The following is a 15,741-nucleotide window of genomic DNA, read 5'->3' on the forward strand; positions in this document are numbered from 1 at the left end:
TTCGCTCGTCTCCCGGCCGAACGGCCGAAACCGCGGCGCAGAACTTCGTCGCGGATCCCCGTCGCAGAACTCAAGAGAGGCACACGCATGCCGTCACCAGCCGGGCCCATCGCCACCGCGTCCGTCAACCGGCGGGGCTTCCTCAGGACGTCCCTGGGCTCCTCGGCCGGTCTGCTGGCCGCGCCCGCCTTCGCCACGTGGCTCGCCGCCGCGGACGCGAAGGCCGCCACGGGCCCCGCCGCGTTCGTCGACGACTACAAGTCGAACGTCCTGACGAACCAGACCCCCGAGACCAACGCGGTTCTCCGGATCCTGGGCGGCATGTCCCAGGTGTGGAAGACGGGCGACGCCTGGGACACCGGCCGGGTCCTGGACCGCGAGGTGCTGCGCGCCAACATGCGCTACTGCGCCCGGGTCACGACATCCCGCACCGAGGCGCAGGCGAAGGAGGCCTTCCTCTACGACCGTCAGCACCAGAGCTACGCCATGATCGGCGGCCTTGGTCCGCTCGCCGGCCTGTACAGGTCCGGTGCCAAGGCGGTCACGTCGATCACCAGCGCCCCGGACGGCACGCCCCCGGGGAAGATCAGCGACACCCTGCCCTCCGACGCCCCGGCCGGATCCGCGCTCGGCGCGGGCTCCCACGAGTCGGAGCTCGGCACGGTGGCCAGGCTGGTGGACACCGTGCGCGGGCCGTTCGCCTCGGGCAACCCGGCCAAGTTCGCCTTCCAGTACCCGCGTCCGTGGCGGATGAACGAGGACAGCGAAGTCGTGGACACCGGGAAGAAGGACGCCCTCGGCTACCCGGTGTACGACTCGGACGTGGTCGTGGCCCCGCAACTGCTGCGGCAGCGCTCCGAGAACCCGGAGGAGGACGGCGGGTTCCCCAGCGGCCACACCAACGCCTTCCACCTCGCCGCTCTGGCCTTCGCGTACGCGGTGCCCGAGCGTTTCCAGGAGCTGGTGACGCGGGCGTTCGAGCTCAGTCACACCCGGATCATGTCGGGCATGCACTCCACCGTCGACGTCATCGGCGGCCGGATCATGGCGACCGCCCTCACCGCGGCGACCCTGGCCGACCCGGCGAACGCGGAGCTCAAGGCGGCGGCACGCGCCCAGGCCCTCGCCTACTTCACCCGGAAGACCGGCACGACGGCTGACACGCTGTACGCCTACGCCCACTCGGACGCCGGTGACACCTACGCCGACCGCGAGGCCAACGCCCGGGCGGTCGAGCGCAGGTCGACCGTACGTCCTGCCCCGCCGCGGCCGCAAGGACCCGCTCACCGTGCCGAAGGGCGCGGAGGTCCTGCTGGAGACGCGGCTGCCGTACCTGAGCGCGGCCCAGCGCCGCGAGGTGCTGCGCACGACCGCGCTGCCCTCCGGGTACGTCCTGCTGGACGGCCTGGAGCAGTGGGGCCAGCTGAACCTGTTCGCGGCGGCGGACGGGTACGGCGCCTTCGACACCGCCGTCACGGTGACGCTGGACGCGGCGGCCGGGGGCTTCCACGCGGCCGACAGCTGGCGCAACGACATCGAGGGTGACGGCGGACTGACCAAGCGCGGCACGGGCACGCTCACCCTGACCGGCCACAACCGGTACCACGGCGGGACCGTCGTCGAGGACGGCACGCTGGTCGCCGCCTCGCCGAACGCCCTGGGACAGGGCGACGTCCGGGTCACGGGCGGCACGCTGCGCGCGGACAAGGTCCTGCGGGTGCGCGGCTCGTACGTCCAGGAGGGCGAGTCGACGCTGGAGCTGACGCTGCGCGGGAACCACGGCCCGGCGCTCACGGTGAGCCGGCGCGTGCTGCTGGGTGCGGGCAGCGTGCTGTCGTTGCGGCTCGACGCCGAGCGGCCGCCGGTCGCGGGGACGACTGTCCCGGTCCTGTCGGCTCCGGCGCTGCGCGGCCGGTTCGACCGTGTGGAGCTCGACTCGACGACGCTGCGGGCCGTGCCCGTTCACACGACTGACGGTCTGTCGGTGCGACTCGTGAAGCGGTGACGCCCCGAGCGGCGGGGGCTGATGCAGAGTGGGCCCGTGAGGGACCTCTGGACCGCTCCCGCCGTCCCACGGCCGCTGTCGCTCCCGCCACCGTCACCGTCACCGGCGGGGGCCACGCGGCGGTACGGCAGACGGTGGCCGCTGCCGCTCCTCGTGGCCGTGCTGCTCGTACAGATGGCCTTCGTCATGGTCACCACCGCCGTGCGGCAGACCCCGACGATCGACGAACCGGTGTACGTGGGCGCCGCCGTGGAGTACACGCACGAACACCGGCTGCGCCACAACCCCGAACACCCGCCGCTCGGCAAGCTCGTCATCGGTGCCGGGGTGACCCTCGCGGATCCGCGCGTCGACCCGTCCTTCACCGGGGACCAGGGCGCGGTGGGGCGGCATCTGCTCTACGAGACGGGCAACGACCCGTGGCGGCTGATGCTGTGGGCCCGGCTCCCGGTGATCGCGCTGACACTGCTGTTCGGGCTGGTCGTCTTCGCCTTCGCCCGTGAACTGGCCGGGCCGGCCGGGGCGTCGGCCGCGCTCGCCCTGTACTGCTTCTCCCCCGACGTCATCGCCCACGGCTCGCTCGCCACGCTCGACGTGCCGGCCGCCGGGTTCGTGCTGACGTCGGCGTGGCTGCTGTGGCGGGCCCGCCGCGGGCCCCTGCTGTACGTGCCGCTCGCCGGGGTGGCGCTGGGGGCGGCCCTGGCCACGAAGATGAGCACGCTCCCCGCCGTACCGGTGCTCATGGCACTGGCCGCGGTGTCGGTGTGGCACGCGTCGGCAGCCGGCCGGGGGCGGGGCCCGGGGCGGGCGGTCGCGGGCGCCGCGGTCGTGGCACTGGCCGCGGTCGCCGTCGTGTGGATGACGTATCTGATGGTCGATCCGCGGCTGCGCTGGACTCCGGAGCAGCATGTGCCCACCGTGCGGGGATTGCGGGGGCTGCTGGTCGAGACGCTGCCGTTCCCGGAGGCGTACCGGGACGGGATGCGGGTCCAGTTCGGGCTGGAGAACCGGCCGTGGCAGGGCTATCTGTTCGGCCGGCTGTACTCGGGCTCGCTCTGGTACTACCTGCCGGCCGCACTGCTGGTGAAGACACCGCTCGGGACGCTCGCGCTGTGGGTCGCCGGGGCCGTCGCCGTGGTCGCGGTGCGCCGCCTGCGGCCGGCCGCGCCCTATGTGCTGGCCGCGCCCGCGGTGCTGCTGGCGGCGGCCATGCAGGGCTCGCGGGACCTCGGCACCCGGTACGCCGTCTTCCTGCCGCTGTTCCTCGCGGTGGCGGCCGGTTGCGTTCTCGTGGCGCGGCTGCGGTGGGTGTCCGTCGCGGTGGGGGCGCTGGTGGCGTTCGTCGCGGTCGGTTCGCTGCGTGCGTACCCCTATTACTTGCCGTACTCCAACGAGGCTTTCGGCGGGCCGGGCAGGACTCGGGAGTTCCTGCACGACTCCAACGTGGACTGGGGACAGGATCTGGGGCGGCTCGCGGAGCGGCTGCGCGAGCGCTATCCCGATGAGCGGGTGTGGTTGGTCTACAAGGGCAGTGGGGTGCCGTCCTTCTACGGCATCCGGGCGCGCGATCCGCGTGGGGTGCCGGCCGGTGCCGTGCGGGGGGTGCTGGCGGTGTCGGACTCCGCGGCCGCGAAAGCGACCGGGCGGCTGGCCGAGTTGATCGGCGGCAGCCGCCCGGTCGACGATGTCGGGCACTCGATCACGATCTATCGCCGTTGAGCGCTTGAGGGCTCCTCAGTGGGCCGCGTGGAAGAAGCCGTCCGTGCTCACGTGCTGCATGACGCGACTGGCCACGCGGTAACGCCCGTTGGGCACGTCGGGACACCTCGCGACGTGTACCGCGAGCGGGCCCGCGAACTCGTAGCCCTTGCGTTCCGCGTGACGGACCAGGCTGTCGGTCAGGGCCTGGCCCACGTTGGTGCCGTGGCGTGCCAGCTGGTCATGCACCTCGTCGGCGAGTTCGACGTCGTAGGCGTTGGGAACCATGACCCGGTCCGCCCGGCACACCACGGCGTTGTCGTCGCACTCGTGTCGCAGGGCGTCGAGGACCTCGACCGGCTCCTTGTCGAAGACCCGCGCCCACAGGGCCTCCCATCGGTTTTCCAGTGTCTCTTCCAGCGCACTCAGTGCGCCCATGCGGTCTCACCTGCCGGAAGCGTCGTTGGTTCGGTTGCGGTGGCGGGGGGGTGCTAGCGCTCGTCGTAGTCGTCGGGCCGCACCTCGGCCTCCTCCAGGGCCTCGCGCATCGTGCGACCGCTCGCGCCCGGCGGCCGGGTCTGGTGCTCGTCCTGGTGTTCCAGGACCTCGTCCGTGGTCTGCGTCTTCGGCCGGTTCTCCTCGGGGACGGTCATGACGATGACTCCTCTTGCCTCGTGTCGGGATCTTCTGCCGCGGCGGGTTCCCGCCCGGCGTCCGGGTATCCCCCCGCCGGGCACCTCATGTGCCCGGGGAAGAAGCCCTGGTCACCAGGGGGCGTGAGCTATGTTGAACGTCCGTGGGAGACGAAGGAGGCGCACCGGTGCCATCGCCGCAGCAGGCACGCGCACAGGCATCCGCGATCACCTCGGGGAAGGCCGCACCCGAAGCGGAGGTCTCCCCCTCCGCCCAGCTCAGGGCGCTCTTCGACCGGCCCCGGCTGTCCCCGGGCCAGCGGCGTATCGCCCAGTACCTGATCGAGAACATCACCGAGGCGGCGTTCCTCTCCATCACGGATCTCGCGGACCGGGTCGGCGTGAGCCAGCCCTCGGTGACGCGGTTCGCCTCGGCGGTCGGCTTCAGCGGCTACCCGGCGCTGCGGGAGAAACTCCAGGCCATCGCGCTCGGCACCCTGGCGGGCGGCGGACCGGCCGACGAGAACAGGGGCAACGAGCTCCAGGCGGCGGTCGACACCGAGATCGAGAACCTGGAGAACCTGCGGCGGGACCTCGCCGACCCCGACCTGGTGATCGACGTCGGCCGCAAGCTGGCGTCCTCGACCCCGCTGACGGTCCTCGGCCTGCGCATCTCCGTCTCGCTGGCCGAGTACTTCGCCTACGCCGCCCGCCGGATCCACCCGGACGTACGGCTGGTGACGCGGGGCGGGAGCGTCGCCTACGACGCGCTGCTCCAGTCGCGCGAGGCGGGCGGCACCTGGGTGCTGGCGTTCTCCATGCCCCGGCACGCGCAGGAGACACTGACGGCGGTCCGGGTCGCACGGGGCGCCGGGCTCAAGGTCGCCCTGATCACCGACCTGGCTCTCGGGCCGCTCGCGGACGAGGCCGACGTCACCTTCGCCCTCGGGACCGGCTCCCGCCTGGTCTTCGACTCCTACGCCGCCCCTGGCGTGATGTGCTCGGCGCTGCTCCAGGCCATGACGGACGCGGATCCGGAACGGACGCAGGCCCGGCTCGAGGAGTACGAACAGGTCGCCGACCAGCATCACTTCTTCCTGCCGGACTGAGCAGCACGCAGCGGGAAGGCCTCGGGTGCGCACAGGGGGACCATCCACAACAAAGCGCGCATGAATGTTTTCATGCACCTTGAAAACCGGATGGCATATATAAATACTGCTCACGGATCGCGACCCGGTCGTTCCGGATCCGTTCCGCACCCGAGGGGCCGGCTCCTACCCGCTTCGGCGCCCCGGGTGTCCGTGGCGGCCCCGGCCATCCCCTAGGCCGGGGCCACCCCGACCCGTCGTCCACCCTCACGACGCCGCACACCCGGAAGCGATGATCATGCCTCTGACGTCCACGCGCATCAGCCCGGACTGGCCCTGCCAGGTCAAGACCCCCGGGAGCTACGACTGGGAGCGCTCGGCGGCCAAGTGGCTGCGCGAGCTGGTGCCCGCGCGCTACGCCGGATACCCCGTGTTCATCCGCCACCCCGTCCTGCTCGCCCGGCACGCCCAGATCCAGGTCCAGCAGGAGATCAGGGTCGCCCGCACGGCCCTCCAGACCGCCCGCGCCGACCTGCCCGGACTCGGCCTGCACGAGGGCGTCATCGAGCACACGATCAAGCTGTACGCGGCCGAGGTCATGCAGTTGCAGCACATCGCGCGCAGCGTCCGGGCGGTCACCCAGGCTCTGGTGGAGGCCAATCGCCAACCGTGACCCGTCGGGCATGACCCGCGGTGTGCGTGGCACACGTGATGGAATGAGCACCACCGAAGTCCGGCGCGAGCCGGTGACCACCGTTCTGACCTGGCAGGTGCGTCCCGGCCGGGAGCGGCAGTTCGAGGAGTGGACGCACGGCATCACCCGCTGCGCCAGACAGTTCCCGGGCAACGAGGGCGTCTCCTGGCTCACGCCGGAGGACGGCCACCGCTACCACGCGGTGCTGCGCTGGTCCGACCAGCACCGGCTCGCCGCCTGGCTGGAGTCCGAGGAGCGCGCGCACTGGCACCGGCGGATCGAGGACATCGCCACCGAGGTCAGCAGCGAACGCCAGTCGACGACCGGCATGGAGACGTGGTTCAGCCTGCCCGGCACGACTGTGCAGGCCCCGCCCCGGTGGAAGATGGTCCTCACGACGTTCCTCGGCGCCTATCCGTTCACCTTGCTCATCCAGTGGCTGGTGACACCGCACACCACCGGCTGGCCGCTGCCGCTGCGGGCCGCCGTGTTCCCGCTGGTGCTGCTGCCGGTGCTGACGTATCTCGTCATGCCGAGGCTCAGCCGGCTGCTGCGCCTGTGGCTGTATCCGCGCGATGGCCGTTGACGGCTTCCGAGGCTGATGTGACCTTGTGGCCGATGTGACCGGTGTGGCCGCCGGGATGTGGGAGAAGTCCGTCGCCCGAGGCCGTCTTCGAACCCGCGCGGGTATGCGATGCTCAACGCGTGACGAGCGAGCCCGTGACGCCGGCGGAGCCCGGTGCCGCACCGGACCTGGTCGAACTGGCCAAGATCGTCGCCCGGCAGCGCGCCGAGCTGGACCGGCTGCGCGACCAGGCGGCGACGTCCGCTGTCGTGGAACGGGCCAAGGGCGCGGTGATGGCGCTGACCAGGTGTTCCGCGGACGCGGCGGACGAACGGCTTCTCCAGCGGGCGAAGGCTGCGCGCCACACCCTCCTTGAGGAGTGCTGGATAACGCTCGGATCCCTGGCGCCCACGGCCCCCGGCCGGGGCGAGGCGGCCGAGCCCGTCGGCACCCACTCCCCCGGCTTCGGCTCCGACGCCCTGCCGGAGACGGCCGCGCCGGACGATGTCGCCATCGCCCTGGCCCGCCTCGGGCAGGCCCTCGTTCGGGTGATGACACCGCACGACCTCGCCCGGTGTCTGCTGGAGCAGCTCGCGCCCGGCATGGCCGCCGACGCCATCATGATCTACGTCCGCAGGCCCGACGGCGGACTCGAACTGATCGGGCACGCCGGTATCGACGACCAGCTGGCCGCCCAGTGGAGCCAGGTGCCGCCGCTGAGCGGCATCGCGGCCCTGGACGCGCTGCGCAGGGGCGAACCGTGCTGGCTGGAGGACATCGCCACGCATGAGCGGCGGGAACTGCTGATCGGTGATCCGCCCGAGCGGTGGCGGTCGCGCGCCTGGCTGCCCGTGCCCGCCGCGGGCCCGGCCCAGGTCTGCATCGGTGTGCTGCGCGGCCGTGCCGGATCCTTCACGGCCCGCGACCAGGCCCATCTGCGGGGCGTCACCGAGCTGTGCGCCGGCCGGCTGCGCGCCTTCGACGCACCGCCCGAGCGGGCCGCCGACGCCGCCACGGACGCCGTGCAGGCACTGTTCGACGCGCTGCCGATCGCGGCCATGCTGCTCACCCCGCTGAGGGACGCTTCGGGCGAGCCCGAGGACTTCCGGGTGGAGGCCGCGACCCCACGAGCCGGTGACCTGCTGGGCCGCCCCGGGGACGAGCTCGCCGGGCGGCGGCTGCTGGAATTCCGGCCGGCCCTGACGGAGGAGCCGCTGTGGCAGGGCTGTCTGCACACACTGACCACCGGGGAGCCGTACGAGAGCGAACCGTTCGCGCACGAGGAGGTCGTGGCGGGCATCGCGGCGCTGTCCACGTACTCGGCGCGGGTGGCTCGGCTGGACGACGCACTGGTCGTCAGCTGGATCCGGCACGGCTCCTCCGACCGGCAGGAGCAGCGGCTGGCGGACCTCCAGCGGCTGGGCAACCTCGGCTGGGCGAACTGGAACCTGGCGACGCAGGAGGCCTCCTGGTCGACCCAGGTGTTCGCCATCTTCAGCCGGGACCCCGCGCACGGCCCGGTGCGGCTCACCGGGTTGCCGGAGCTCGCGCTGCCCGAGGACGGGCCCGCGCTGACCCGCGCCGTCCGCGCGCTCGTCCAGGAGGGGCGAGCCTTCGACCTGCCGTTCCGGGTCAGGACGAGCGGCGGCATCCGGCATCTGCGCCTCGTGGCCGAGGCCGTGGCCGACATGCACGGCACGCCTGTCGAGGTGCACGGTGTCGTCCAGGACATGACCGCCCGGCGGCGGGCGGAGCTGGCCCTGGTCGAGAGCGAGCAGGCGATCCTCACGCAGCACGACGTGCTCCAGGCCGAGCGGACCCTGGCGACCAGGCTCCAGCAGGCACTGCTGCCGCTGGCGAACCGGCCGGTGCACCTGGCGGGACTGCGCGTCGAAGTCGCCTATCTGCCCGCCCAGTCGGGGGTGCACGTGGGCGGTGACTGGTTCAGCGCCGTGGAACTGCCCGACGGGGGCGCGCTGCTGGTGGTCGGCGATGTCGCCGGGCACGGTGTCGACGCCGTCGCCACCATGGCGCAGCTCCGCTTCACCGCGAAGGGCATGGTCATCACGGGTTCGTCGCTGACCGGCGCGCTGGCCCGGCTGAACACGCTGCTGCTGCACTCCCGCGACTCCCACGCGACGGCCACGATGGTGCTGGCCCGGTACGACCCCCGGCAGCGCCGCCTGGTCTGGGCCCAGGCGGGGCATCCCCCGCCGCTGCTGCTCAGGGACGGCCGGGTGCGGTATCTGGACCGCCCCAGGGGCATGCTGCTGGGCGCGACCGCGACGCCGGTCTTCGAGGAGGCGGAGTGCCGTCTCGCCCCGGGCGACCGGCTCGTCCTGTTCACCGACGGCCTGGTCGAGCATCCCCCGGAGAGCATCGACCGGGGTCTGGAACGTCTCGCCGACGCGGTGGCCGCCCCGCACGCCGACGGGCCGGGGTCACTGGGGCAGCTGCTGGCGCGGATGCTGCCGGACGAGCGGCGGGACGACGTGTGCGTCGTGGACGTCCGGGTTCCGAGGTAGGGAACGGCTCGCCGTTCACGAGTCGCCGCGGTGCCGCCAGTACCACCACAGGCCCACGACCAGGGCCAGCAGGAACAGGGTGGGCAGCACCAGACCCGGGATGCGGGAGCCGTTCATGGGCGTGGCCTTCGGTCGCCGGCGGGCGGGGCGCCTCGTGCGTCGTCGCCCCGGCTCAGGATGACGCCCTGCGGGCCTGGCGTCCCGTTCCTTTTCCCGGACGTTGCCCGGTGTTCGACGCGCCGGGGGCCGACTCAGTCGACCGGGTGACCCGGGTCGATGGGGAGAGCGCCGGAGAGGCGCAGCAGCGGCCCGTCGTACGCCTCGTGTCCTCCCCACTCGACCGGGTCGAGGACGAAGCCGATGTGGTCGCCGCCGCCCGCGCGCGTCACGATCCGGCCGACGAACCAGGCCGGCACGTCCTCCAGCACGACGGCCCCGCCGTACGCCTCGCGCAGTCGGAGACCCTCGAACTTGTCCGTCCGGTCGCCGGTCCGCCCGCCGAACAGCTCGGCGAGGGCGTGCTGTTCACGCGCGAGCAGGTGCACGGCGAGCACCTCGGCGTCCCGGGCCACCCGGAAGGTGCGGTTCACCTCGGACAGCCACACCACGAACCGCACGGGCCGCAGCGAGCACTGCGAGGCGAATCCGACCAGGCACCCCGCCCGTTCACCGCCCGCGACGGCCGTGACCACGCACATCTCGGGATCCAGCCGCCCGATGAACGCGTCCATGCCCGCCATGCTCACACCACTCCCTCGCCCTCGCGTCCTCTGCCGTCTCGGCATCACCTCACCATGTCGCGTGTACGGGTGCCATCCCGGGGCGGCGCCCCGAAGCGATGTCGCGTGTACGGTGCCATCCCGGGGCGGCGCCCCGAAGCGATGTCGCCTGTGGGGCGACGCCGTCGGTCCGACGGGTGCGTACCGGGGGTCGTGCCGCTGGGCGGTCGCCGCCGCCCGGCTCCGGACCAGAGCCCCTACTGGGGTCGGGCGCCCGGTCCGGCGGCCGTCAGGGCCGGGCGGCGTCAGCGCCGGCCCGCGTCAGAGCCGGGCGGGCGGCGCCGTGAGGCCGGCGGGCGCCAACCGGCGGGTCGGCGCGACCCAGGCCACGACCAGGCCACCCGGGACGGTGCCGTTCGGCGGACGGTACGACCCGGGCGCTGCGCCGACCCACGACCCGGCGGCCCGGCGCCCGGGCCCGCGCGATGACCAGGCCGACGCCGGTGCCGGCCGACGTGCGTGCCGTCCGGTGTCCGTGCCCGTGCCCGTGCCCGCCGCGGGACTGCCCCGCTGCCTGCGATGCCGCCCCGCGGGCAGGGCAGGGCAGGTCAGCCGGCCACCGGTGCCGTGCGGGACTCCAGGGCGAGGCGGGTGTCGTTGCCGTAGACGCCGGTTTCGTCGCCGCGGATGCCGTACCAGAGTTGGAAGCGGGCGACCGCCGCGGTCAGTGTGGAGTCGTAGCGGCCGCTGGTGGAGCCGTCCCGGTAGACGTCCGGGATGCGAAGGAGGCGTTCCTGGAGTTCGGTCACCTCGGGGCCGGTGGCTCCCTCGCGGAGGGTGCCCGGGCCGTCGGGGTCGGCTGCGGGCGGGGTGGGTGTGGGGGTGGGCGTTGCTGTGGGCGTGGGGGCAGCGGCGGAGGCGGACGTGGTGGGGCGGGGGGCGGGTGCCGCCGCCCTGTCGTCGGTGTTCTGGCCGGGGAGCAGGAGGGCGGCACCGCCGAAGCCGATCACCGCGGCCGCGGCGACGGCCACCGCGACGGCCGCGCGGCGCAGTCCTGGTCCGGGCCCGGGACGGCCGGAACCGCGCTCGCGGGTGAGGGGCGGGAGTTCCTGCGTCAGGTCCTCGGAGCCGGCCGGCGGCCGGGGCAGCGCGACGGACTCGTAGCCCCGGGACCGATGGCCGCCGGGCTCGTTGCCGTCCGGGGCCGAGCCGATCTCCTCGCGGTACTCCCGCATCAGTTCCGCGAGTGCGTCGGTGCGGCGAGGCCGCAGGACGCGGATGGGTTCGAGGGCCGGTCCGTCGTGCGGCTGCCGGGGCTCGGACGGTGTCGACACGCTGCTCTCCTTCCGTCCGGGCTCGGGGGCGCCCGTCTCCGGGGATCGTCCTGCCGCTAGATACGCGGCTGCCGGGCCAGGAGTTCAGAGGGAACTCGGTTCCTCCCGGAGAGTGCACTGAGTGCCATGCGTACCCTTCCGGGTGCTACGTTCCCGCTCATGAGCTCCGAGAAAGCCGACCCCGGGACCGGAAAGCCGCCCATGCGGGACGCCCTGGTGGCGGCGGCCTTCCAGCTGTTCCTCGAGCGGGGTTACGAGCAGACCACCATCGACGACATCGTGACGCTGGCCGGGGTCGGGCGGCGCTCGTTCTTCCGTTACTTCCCGTCCAAGGAGGACGTGGTCTTCCCGGACCACGAGCGGTGCCTGGCCGACATGACGGCCTTCCTCGCGGCGGCCGGCGACGACGAGGAACCCGTGCGGCGGGTCTGCGACGCGGCCCGGCTCGTGCTGCGGATGTACGCCGAGAACCCGACGTTCTCCGTGCAGCGCTACCGCCTCACCAAGAAGGTCCCGGGCCTGCGCGCCTACGAACTGTCGGTGGTGTGGCGCTACGAGCGCGCCCTGGCCGAGTATCTGCGCCGGCGTTTCGCGGCCCGCCGGGACGGCACGCTCCAGGCCGATGTGATCGCCGCGGCGGTGGTCGCGGCACACAACAACGCGCTGCGCTCCTGGCTGCGTTCGGACGGGCAGGACGACGCGAGCGCCACGGTGGACCACGCGCTGGCGTACGTGCAGTCCGCGTTCGGCGGCACGCCGGTGCCTCCTGCCGGGGAGCAGCCCGAGGACGTGGTGGTCGTCGTGTCCCGGCGTGACGCGCCCTTGTGGCGGGTCGTGCAGGAGATCGAGGCGACGCTGGGGCGGGGCTGAGGGTCCGCACATTGAGGGAACGGAGTGCCTTTACGAGTGGCACTGAGTGCCATACTCTGTGCTGCGTGCGCGGTGGCACGGCGAACCGGGCACACCTGTGCGCGGGCGACCGTGCACACGGGATTCCGGCCGAGTGCAGGGAGTTGACAGCGTGTACCACCACTCAGGAAGCGTCGCTCAGCAGGCAGCCGGCTCCCCGACGGGTCTGCTCGACCCGAGGGGCCCGGCCACGGAGGCCATCCTCTACCAGCGCTGCACCTGGTGCGGCACCGCCATGTACCACCGGGTGCTGTGTCCCGTCTGCCGCGGCAGCGAGCTGCGGACCGAGCGCAGCGAGGGCGTGGGCACCGTCCGCCACTCCACGGTGGTGCACCGCAACACCCCCGCGGCCCGCAACGTGTCCCTGATCGAGATGGCCGAGGGCTTCGTCGTACGCGGCCGGGTCATGGGCCCGCCCATCGGCATCCACAGCGGGGACCGGGTGCGGCTGTCGACCGCCAAGGACCCGGTACGGGGTGAGCCGGTCTTCCAGCTGATCGACGAGCCGTACCGGGCCTGGACCTGACGGGCGGTCCGGTCACCGGATCCCGGGGAGCAGTTCGCCGGTGCACACGGGCCGTCCCGTCTCGAAGCTCCGGTTGGCCGCGAGACCGACCGCCAGGGCGAGCGCCCCGTCGCGTTCGGTGGCCGTCGGATGGGTCGCCGCCGCGGTGTCCGGCGCGCGGGCGGGGCCGGCGGGTCCGAACAGCGCGTCGAGCATGCGCGGGTCGCCGCCGCCGTGGGCCTCGTGGGCGACCGCGAGCGGCACATCCACCGGGGGCCGCCACAGCGGGCGCAGGGTGAGGCGGGCGCCGCCCGCGTGCTCCGCCGCCGTGTCCCCGTGCACGGCACCCGCGGCCGAGGTGACCCGGGTCAGGGGCGGCTGCCAGCGGCTCTCCTCGACCTCCAGTTCCAGCCGGCCCACGCTGCCGTTGAACATCACCCGGTAGCCCTCCCACGGGGAGTAGGCGGTCAGGTGGTACGTCATCGTCGCGCCGCGCGCGTAGCGCACGAGGACGGACATGTCGTCCTCGATGGTGATCGGCCCGTCGAAGACGTTCCGGTCGCGCAGGTAGCCGTCGTCGCGTTCGGCGTCCAGGTAGAGCGCGCGCAGGGTGTCGTTGGCCGCCAGGTCCAGGGCGAAGGGGTCGTCGGCCGCCCGGTCGGCGCCGTGGGCGCGGTCGTAGTCCCGGCGCAGTCCGTGGCGCTCCCCCGCCTCTCGGCCGTAGAAGCCGAGCCGCCCGTAGCCGAAGGCCTCCCGGGGTTCGTCGGCGAGCCACCAGTTCACCAGGTCGAAGTGGTGCGAGGACTTGTGCACCATCAGGCCGCCGCTGTTGCGTTTCTCGCGGTGCCAGCGGCGGAAGTAGTCGGCGCCGTGCCGTACGTCGAGCAGCCACTCGAAGTGGACCGACAGCACCTCGCCGATCGCGCCCTCGGCGAGCAGGGCGCGGACCTTCTCGTGCACGGGGTTGAAGCGGTAGTTGAAGGCGACGGTCAGACGGTTGCCGGTCTCGCGGACGGTGTCGAGGATGCGGGTGCAGCGCTCGGCGTCGACGGTCATCGGTTTCTCGGTGACGACCCGGCAGCCCGCTTTCAGGGCCGGGACGATGTAGCGGTCGTGCTCGGCGTCGACGGTGGTGACGACGACCTCGTCGATGTCCTCCGCGGCGAGCAGGTCGGTGAAGCGGTCGGGCTCCCACGTGGTGGCGGCCGGCGCGCCGCTCTCGGTCAGCAGTCGGTTGTGGAAGGCCATCCGGGTCGGGCTGGGGTCGCACAGCGCGGCCACCAGGTGGCCGGGGCGTTCGGCGAGGCCCCGGGTGAAGAGCTGGGCCCGGTGGCCCGTGCCGACGACGGCTGCGCGCAGGACGGGAGTTCGGCTCATGACAGGTGGTCTGTCCCGGGGACGGGCCGTCCACTCCCCCGGCACTGAAAGCGCTTGCTCAACCCGGGTCAGCGAGTGAGGGTGACGCGGATGCCCACGGTGCCGTCCAGGCCCCGGCGCAGCCGGCTGCCGAGCAGGGTGAGCCGGCCGGTGAGGCCGTATTTGCGGGCGATCAGCTGCCGGTAGCGGGCGGTGGTGGCCGGGTCGCAGATCTCCGCCGTCGCGGGCACCTGCTCGCCGGTGGGGTTGCCGCGCAGGTCACAGGGGCCGACCAGGACGTCGGCGCGGTTGCGGATCCGCTTCACCTTCCAGGACTCGGCCGGCGTCCAGGCGCCGAGCGCGTTCCCGTCGCGTACCACCCAGACCGGGGTGGCGACCGGCGTACCGTTTCTGCGGTAGCTGGTGATCAGCAGGTACTTGCCCGCGCCCAGTCGGTCCAGCGCACTGTCGTCCATGGCGTGCAGTGTACGAGCGCGACCCGCGCGGCGTGCCCCCGCGTTTCAGTGCAGCGCGGCGGCCATGCGCCGCACCGCCTCCCCGATCACCTCGGGCGAGGTCGCCAGGTTCAAGCGGACGTGTCCGGCGCCGCCCGTGCCGAAGGGAAGGCCGGAGTTGAGGGCCACGCGGCCGCGGTGCAGGAAGGTGTCCGCCGGGTCGTCGCCGAGGCCGAGCGCGCGGCAGTCGAGCCAGGCGAGGTAGGTGGCGTCGCCCGGGCGGTAGCGGATCTCGGGCAGGTGTTCGGCGAGCAGGTCCGTGAGCAGCCGCCGGTTGGCGTCGAGGCCGGACAGCAGGGCGTCCAGCCAGGCGACGCCGTCGCGCAGGGCGGCGGTGTGGGCGATGATGCCGACGTGGCTCGGGCCGTGGCCGACCTCCTCGGGCATCCGGGCCAGGTCGCCGGCGGCCCCGGGACCGGCGATCGCGAGGGCGGCCTTGAGCCCGGCCAGGTTCCACGCCTTCGAGGCCGACATCAGCGACAGTCCGCGTTCGGCGCCCGGCACGCTGAGGTACGGCACGAAGTCGGTGCCCCCGACCACCAGCGGCGCGTGGATCTCGTCGGCGACGACGCGGACGCCGTACCGCTCGGCGAGCGCGGCGACCGCGGACAGCTCCTCGGCGGTGTGCACGGTGCCGGTCGGGTTGTGGGGGTTGCACAGCAGAAAGGCGGCCCGTCCTCCGCCCGCCACCGCCTGCCGGAAGGCCTCCTCCAGGACGCCGGGGTCGATGCGCCCGTCCGCCCCGAGCGGGGCCTCAAGCACGCGCCGGTCCATGTGCTCGACGAACTGGTAGAACGGCGGGTACACCGGCGGGTTCACGACCACCGCGTCCCCGTGTCCGGTGACCAGCTTGAGCATCTCGACGACGCCCAGCATGACGTCGGGCACGATCGCGGTGCGCTCCACGGCGAGCCCGTCCCAGTTCCACCGCTTCCCGGCGAAGGCGGCCAGCGCCTGAGCGTAGGCCGTACCGGCGGGGTAGCCGGTGTCGCCGAGGTCGAGCGCCTCGGTGACGGCGCGCACGACGGGCTCGGCGAGCGGCACGTCCATCTCGGCCACCCACAGGGGCAGCACGTCCTCGGGGTAGGTGCGCCACTTCATGCTCGTACGGCGGCGGAGACGGTCGAGAGTGAGGGCTTGCAGGGGATTCGGTTCACCGGACGTCTCGTGCGGGATCCTGGTCATGGGCACACGAT

At 73.0% G+C, this 15,741-nt stretch carries 14 protein-coding genes and 1 pseudogene; 8 read left to right on the forward strand and 7 right to left on the reverse strand.

The window, feature by feature from the left end; translation table 11 throughout:
• Positions 1-87: 87 nt before the first annotated feature.
• Together QC385_RS22680 and QC385_RS22685 are read left to right on the forward strand one after the other, a co-directional pair.
• Positions 88-2,005 (forward strand): annotated as a pseudogene (locus QC385_RS22680) (phosphatase PAP2 family protein).
• Positions 2,006-2,179: 174 nt separating this feature from the next.
• Complete coding sequence (locus QC385_RS22685; RefSeq protein ID WP_279543419.1) at positions 2,180-3,724, forward strand: phospholipid carrier-dependent glycosyltransferase; 1,545 nt, start codon at positions 2,180-2,182, stop codon at positions 3,722-3,724.
• Between the two features lie 15 nt (positions 3,725-3,739).
• Here QC385_RS22685 and QC385_RS22690 read toward each other — a convergent pair whose 3' ends face one another.
• Positions 3,740-4,141, reverse strand: coding sequence for a DUF3662 domain-containing protein (locus QC385_RS22690; protein WP_279543165.1), 402 nt, complete (start codon positions 4,139-4,141; stop codon positions 3,740-3,742).
• A gap of 53 nt (positions 4,142-4,194) precedes the next feature.
• Entirely contained in the window at positions 4,195-4,356 is a 162-nt protein-coding gene (locus QC385_RS22695; RefSeq protein WP_279543166.1) for a hypothetical protein, read from the reverse strand.
• A 167-nt stretch (positions 4,357-4,523) separates the two neighbouring features.
• Between QC385_RS22695 and QC385_RS22700 the strand changes: the two genes are divergently transcribed.
• The 4 genes from QC385_RS22700 to QC385_RS22715 all read left to right on the forward strand — a co-directional run bounded on the left by QC385_RS22700 (position 4,524) and on the right by QC385_RS22715 (position 9,207).
• Positions 4,524-5,444, forward strand: a complete 921-nt coding sequence (locus tag QC385_RS22700) for a MurR/RpiR family transcriptional regulator (RefSeq protein ID WP_279543167.1) — start codon at positions 4,524-4,526, stop codon at positions 5,442-5,444.
• 271 nt (positions 5,445-5,715) lie between these two features.
• Positions 5,716-6,096, forward strand: coding sequence for a hypothetical protein (locus QC385_RS22705; protein ID WP_190147024.1), 381 nt, complete (start codon positions 5,716-5,718; stop codon positions 6,094-6,096).
• A gap of 43 nt (positions 6,097-6,139) precedes the next feature.
• Positions 6,140-6,703: an antibiotic biosynthesis monooxygenase gene (locus QC385_RS22710; protein WP_279543168.1), complete on the forward strand. Its 564-nt coding sequence runs from the start codon at positions 6,140-6,142 to the stop codon at positions 6,701-6,703.
• 119 nt (positions 6,704-6,822) lie between these two features.
• Positions 6,823-9,207 (forward strand): SpoIIE family protein phosphatase, encoded by a 2,385-nt coding sequence (locus tag QC385_RS22715; protein WP_279543169.1) that lies wholly within the window; start codon positions 6,823-6,825, stop codon positions 9,205-9,207.
• Positions 9,208-9,458: 251 nt separating this feature from the next.
• On the opposite strand, the gene QC385_RS22720 is transcribed toward QC385_RS22715, so the two are convergent.
• A complete protein-coding gene (locus QC385_RS22720; protein ID WP_279543170.1) occupies positions 9,459-9,947 on the reverse strand; it encodes a flavin reductase family protein in 489 nt (162 codons plus the stop codon).
• 587 nt (positions 9,948-10,534) lie between these two features.
• A complete protein-coding gene (locus QC385_RS22725) occupies positions 10,535-11,260 on the reverse strand; it encodes a peptidoglycan-binding domain-containing protein (RefSeq protein ID WP_279543171.1) in 726 nt (241 codons plus the stop codon).
• 201 nt (positions 11,261-11,461) lie between these two features.
• On the opposite strand from QC385_RS22725, the gene QC385_RS22730 reads away from it, so the two are divergent.
• Both QC385_RS22730 and QC385_RS22735 read left to right on the forward strand, forming a co-directional pair.
• On the forward strand, positions 11,462-12,130 hold the full coding sequence (locus tag QC385_RS22730) for a TetR family transcriptional regulator (RefSeq protein WP_279543420.1): 669 nt from the start codon (positions 11,462-11,464) through the stop codon (positions 12,128-12,130).
• A 151-nt stretch (positions 12,131-12,281) separates the two neighbouring features.
• A complete protein-coding gene (locus QC385_RS22735; RefSeq protein WP_279543172.1) occupies positions 12,282-12,695 on the forward strand; it encodes a Zn-ribbon domain-containing OB-fold protein in 414 nt (137 codons plus the stop codon).
• Between the two features lie 12 nt (positions 12,696-12,707).
• On the opposite strand, the gene QC385_RS22740 is transcribed toward QC385_RS22735, so the two are convergent.
• The 3 genes from QC385_RS22740 to QC385_RS22750 form a co-directional block, all read right to left on the reverse strand.
• A complete protein-coding gene (locus QC385_RS22740) occupies positions 12,708-14,051 on the reverse strand; it encodes a Gfo/Idh/MocA family protein (protein ID WP_279543173.1) in 1,344 nt (447 codons plus the stop codon).
• A 68-nt stretch (positions 14,052-14,119) separates the two neighbouring features.
• Positions 14,120-14,506, reverse strand: coding sequence for a PPOX class F420-dependent oxidoreductase (locus QC385_RS22745; RefSeq protein ID WP_279543174.1), 387 nt, complete (start codon positions 14,504-14,506; stop codon positions 14,120-14,122).
• A gap of 45 nt (positions 14,507-14,551) precedes the next feature.
• Entirely contained in the window at positions 14,552-15,730 is a 1,179-nt protein-coding gene (locus QC385_RS22750) for a MalY/PatB family protein (RefSeq protein ID WP_279543175.1), read from the reverse strand.
• Between the last annotated feature and the right edge of the window lie 11 nt (positions 15,731-15,741).

It is taken from the genome of Streptomyces sp. DH10, from assembly GCF_029813805.1.
In the GTDB taxonomy this organism is placed as follows: Bacteria; Actinomycetota; Actinomycetes; order Streptomycetales; family Streptomycetaceae; genus Streptomyces; species Streptomyces coeruleofuscus.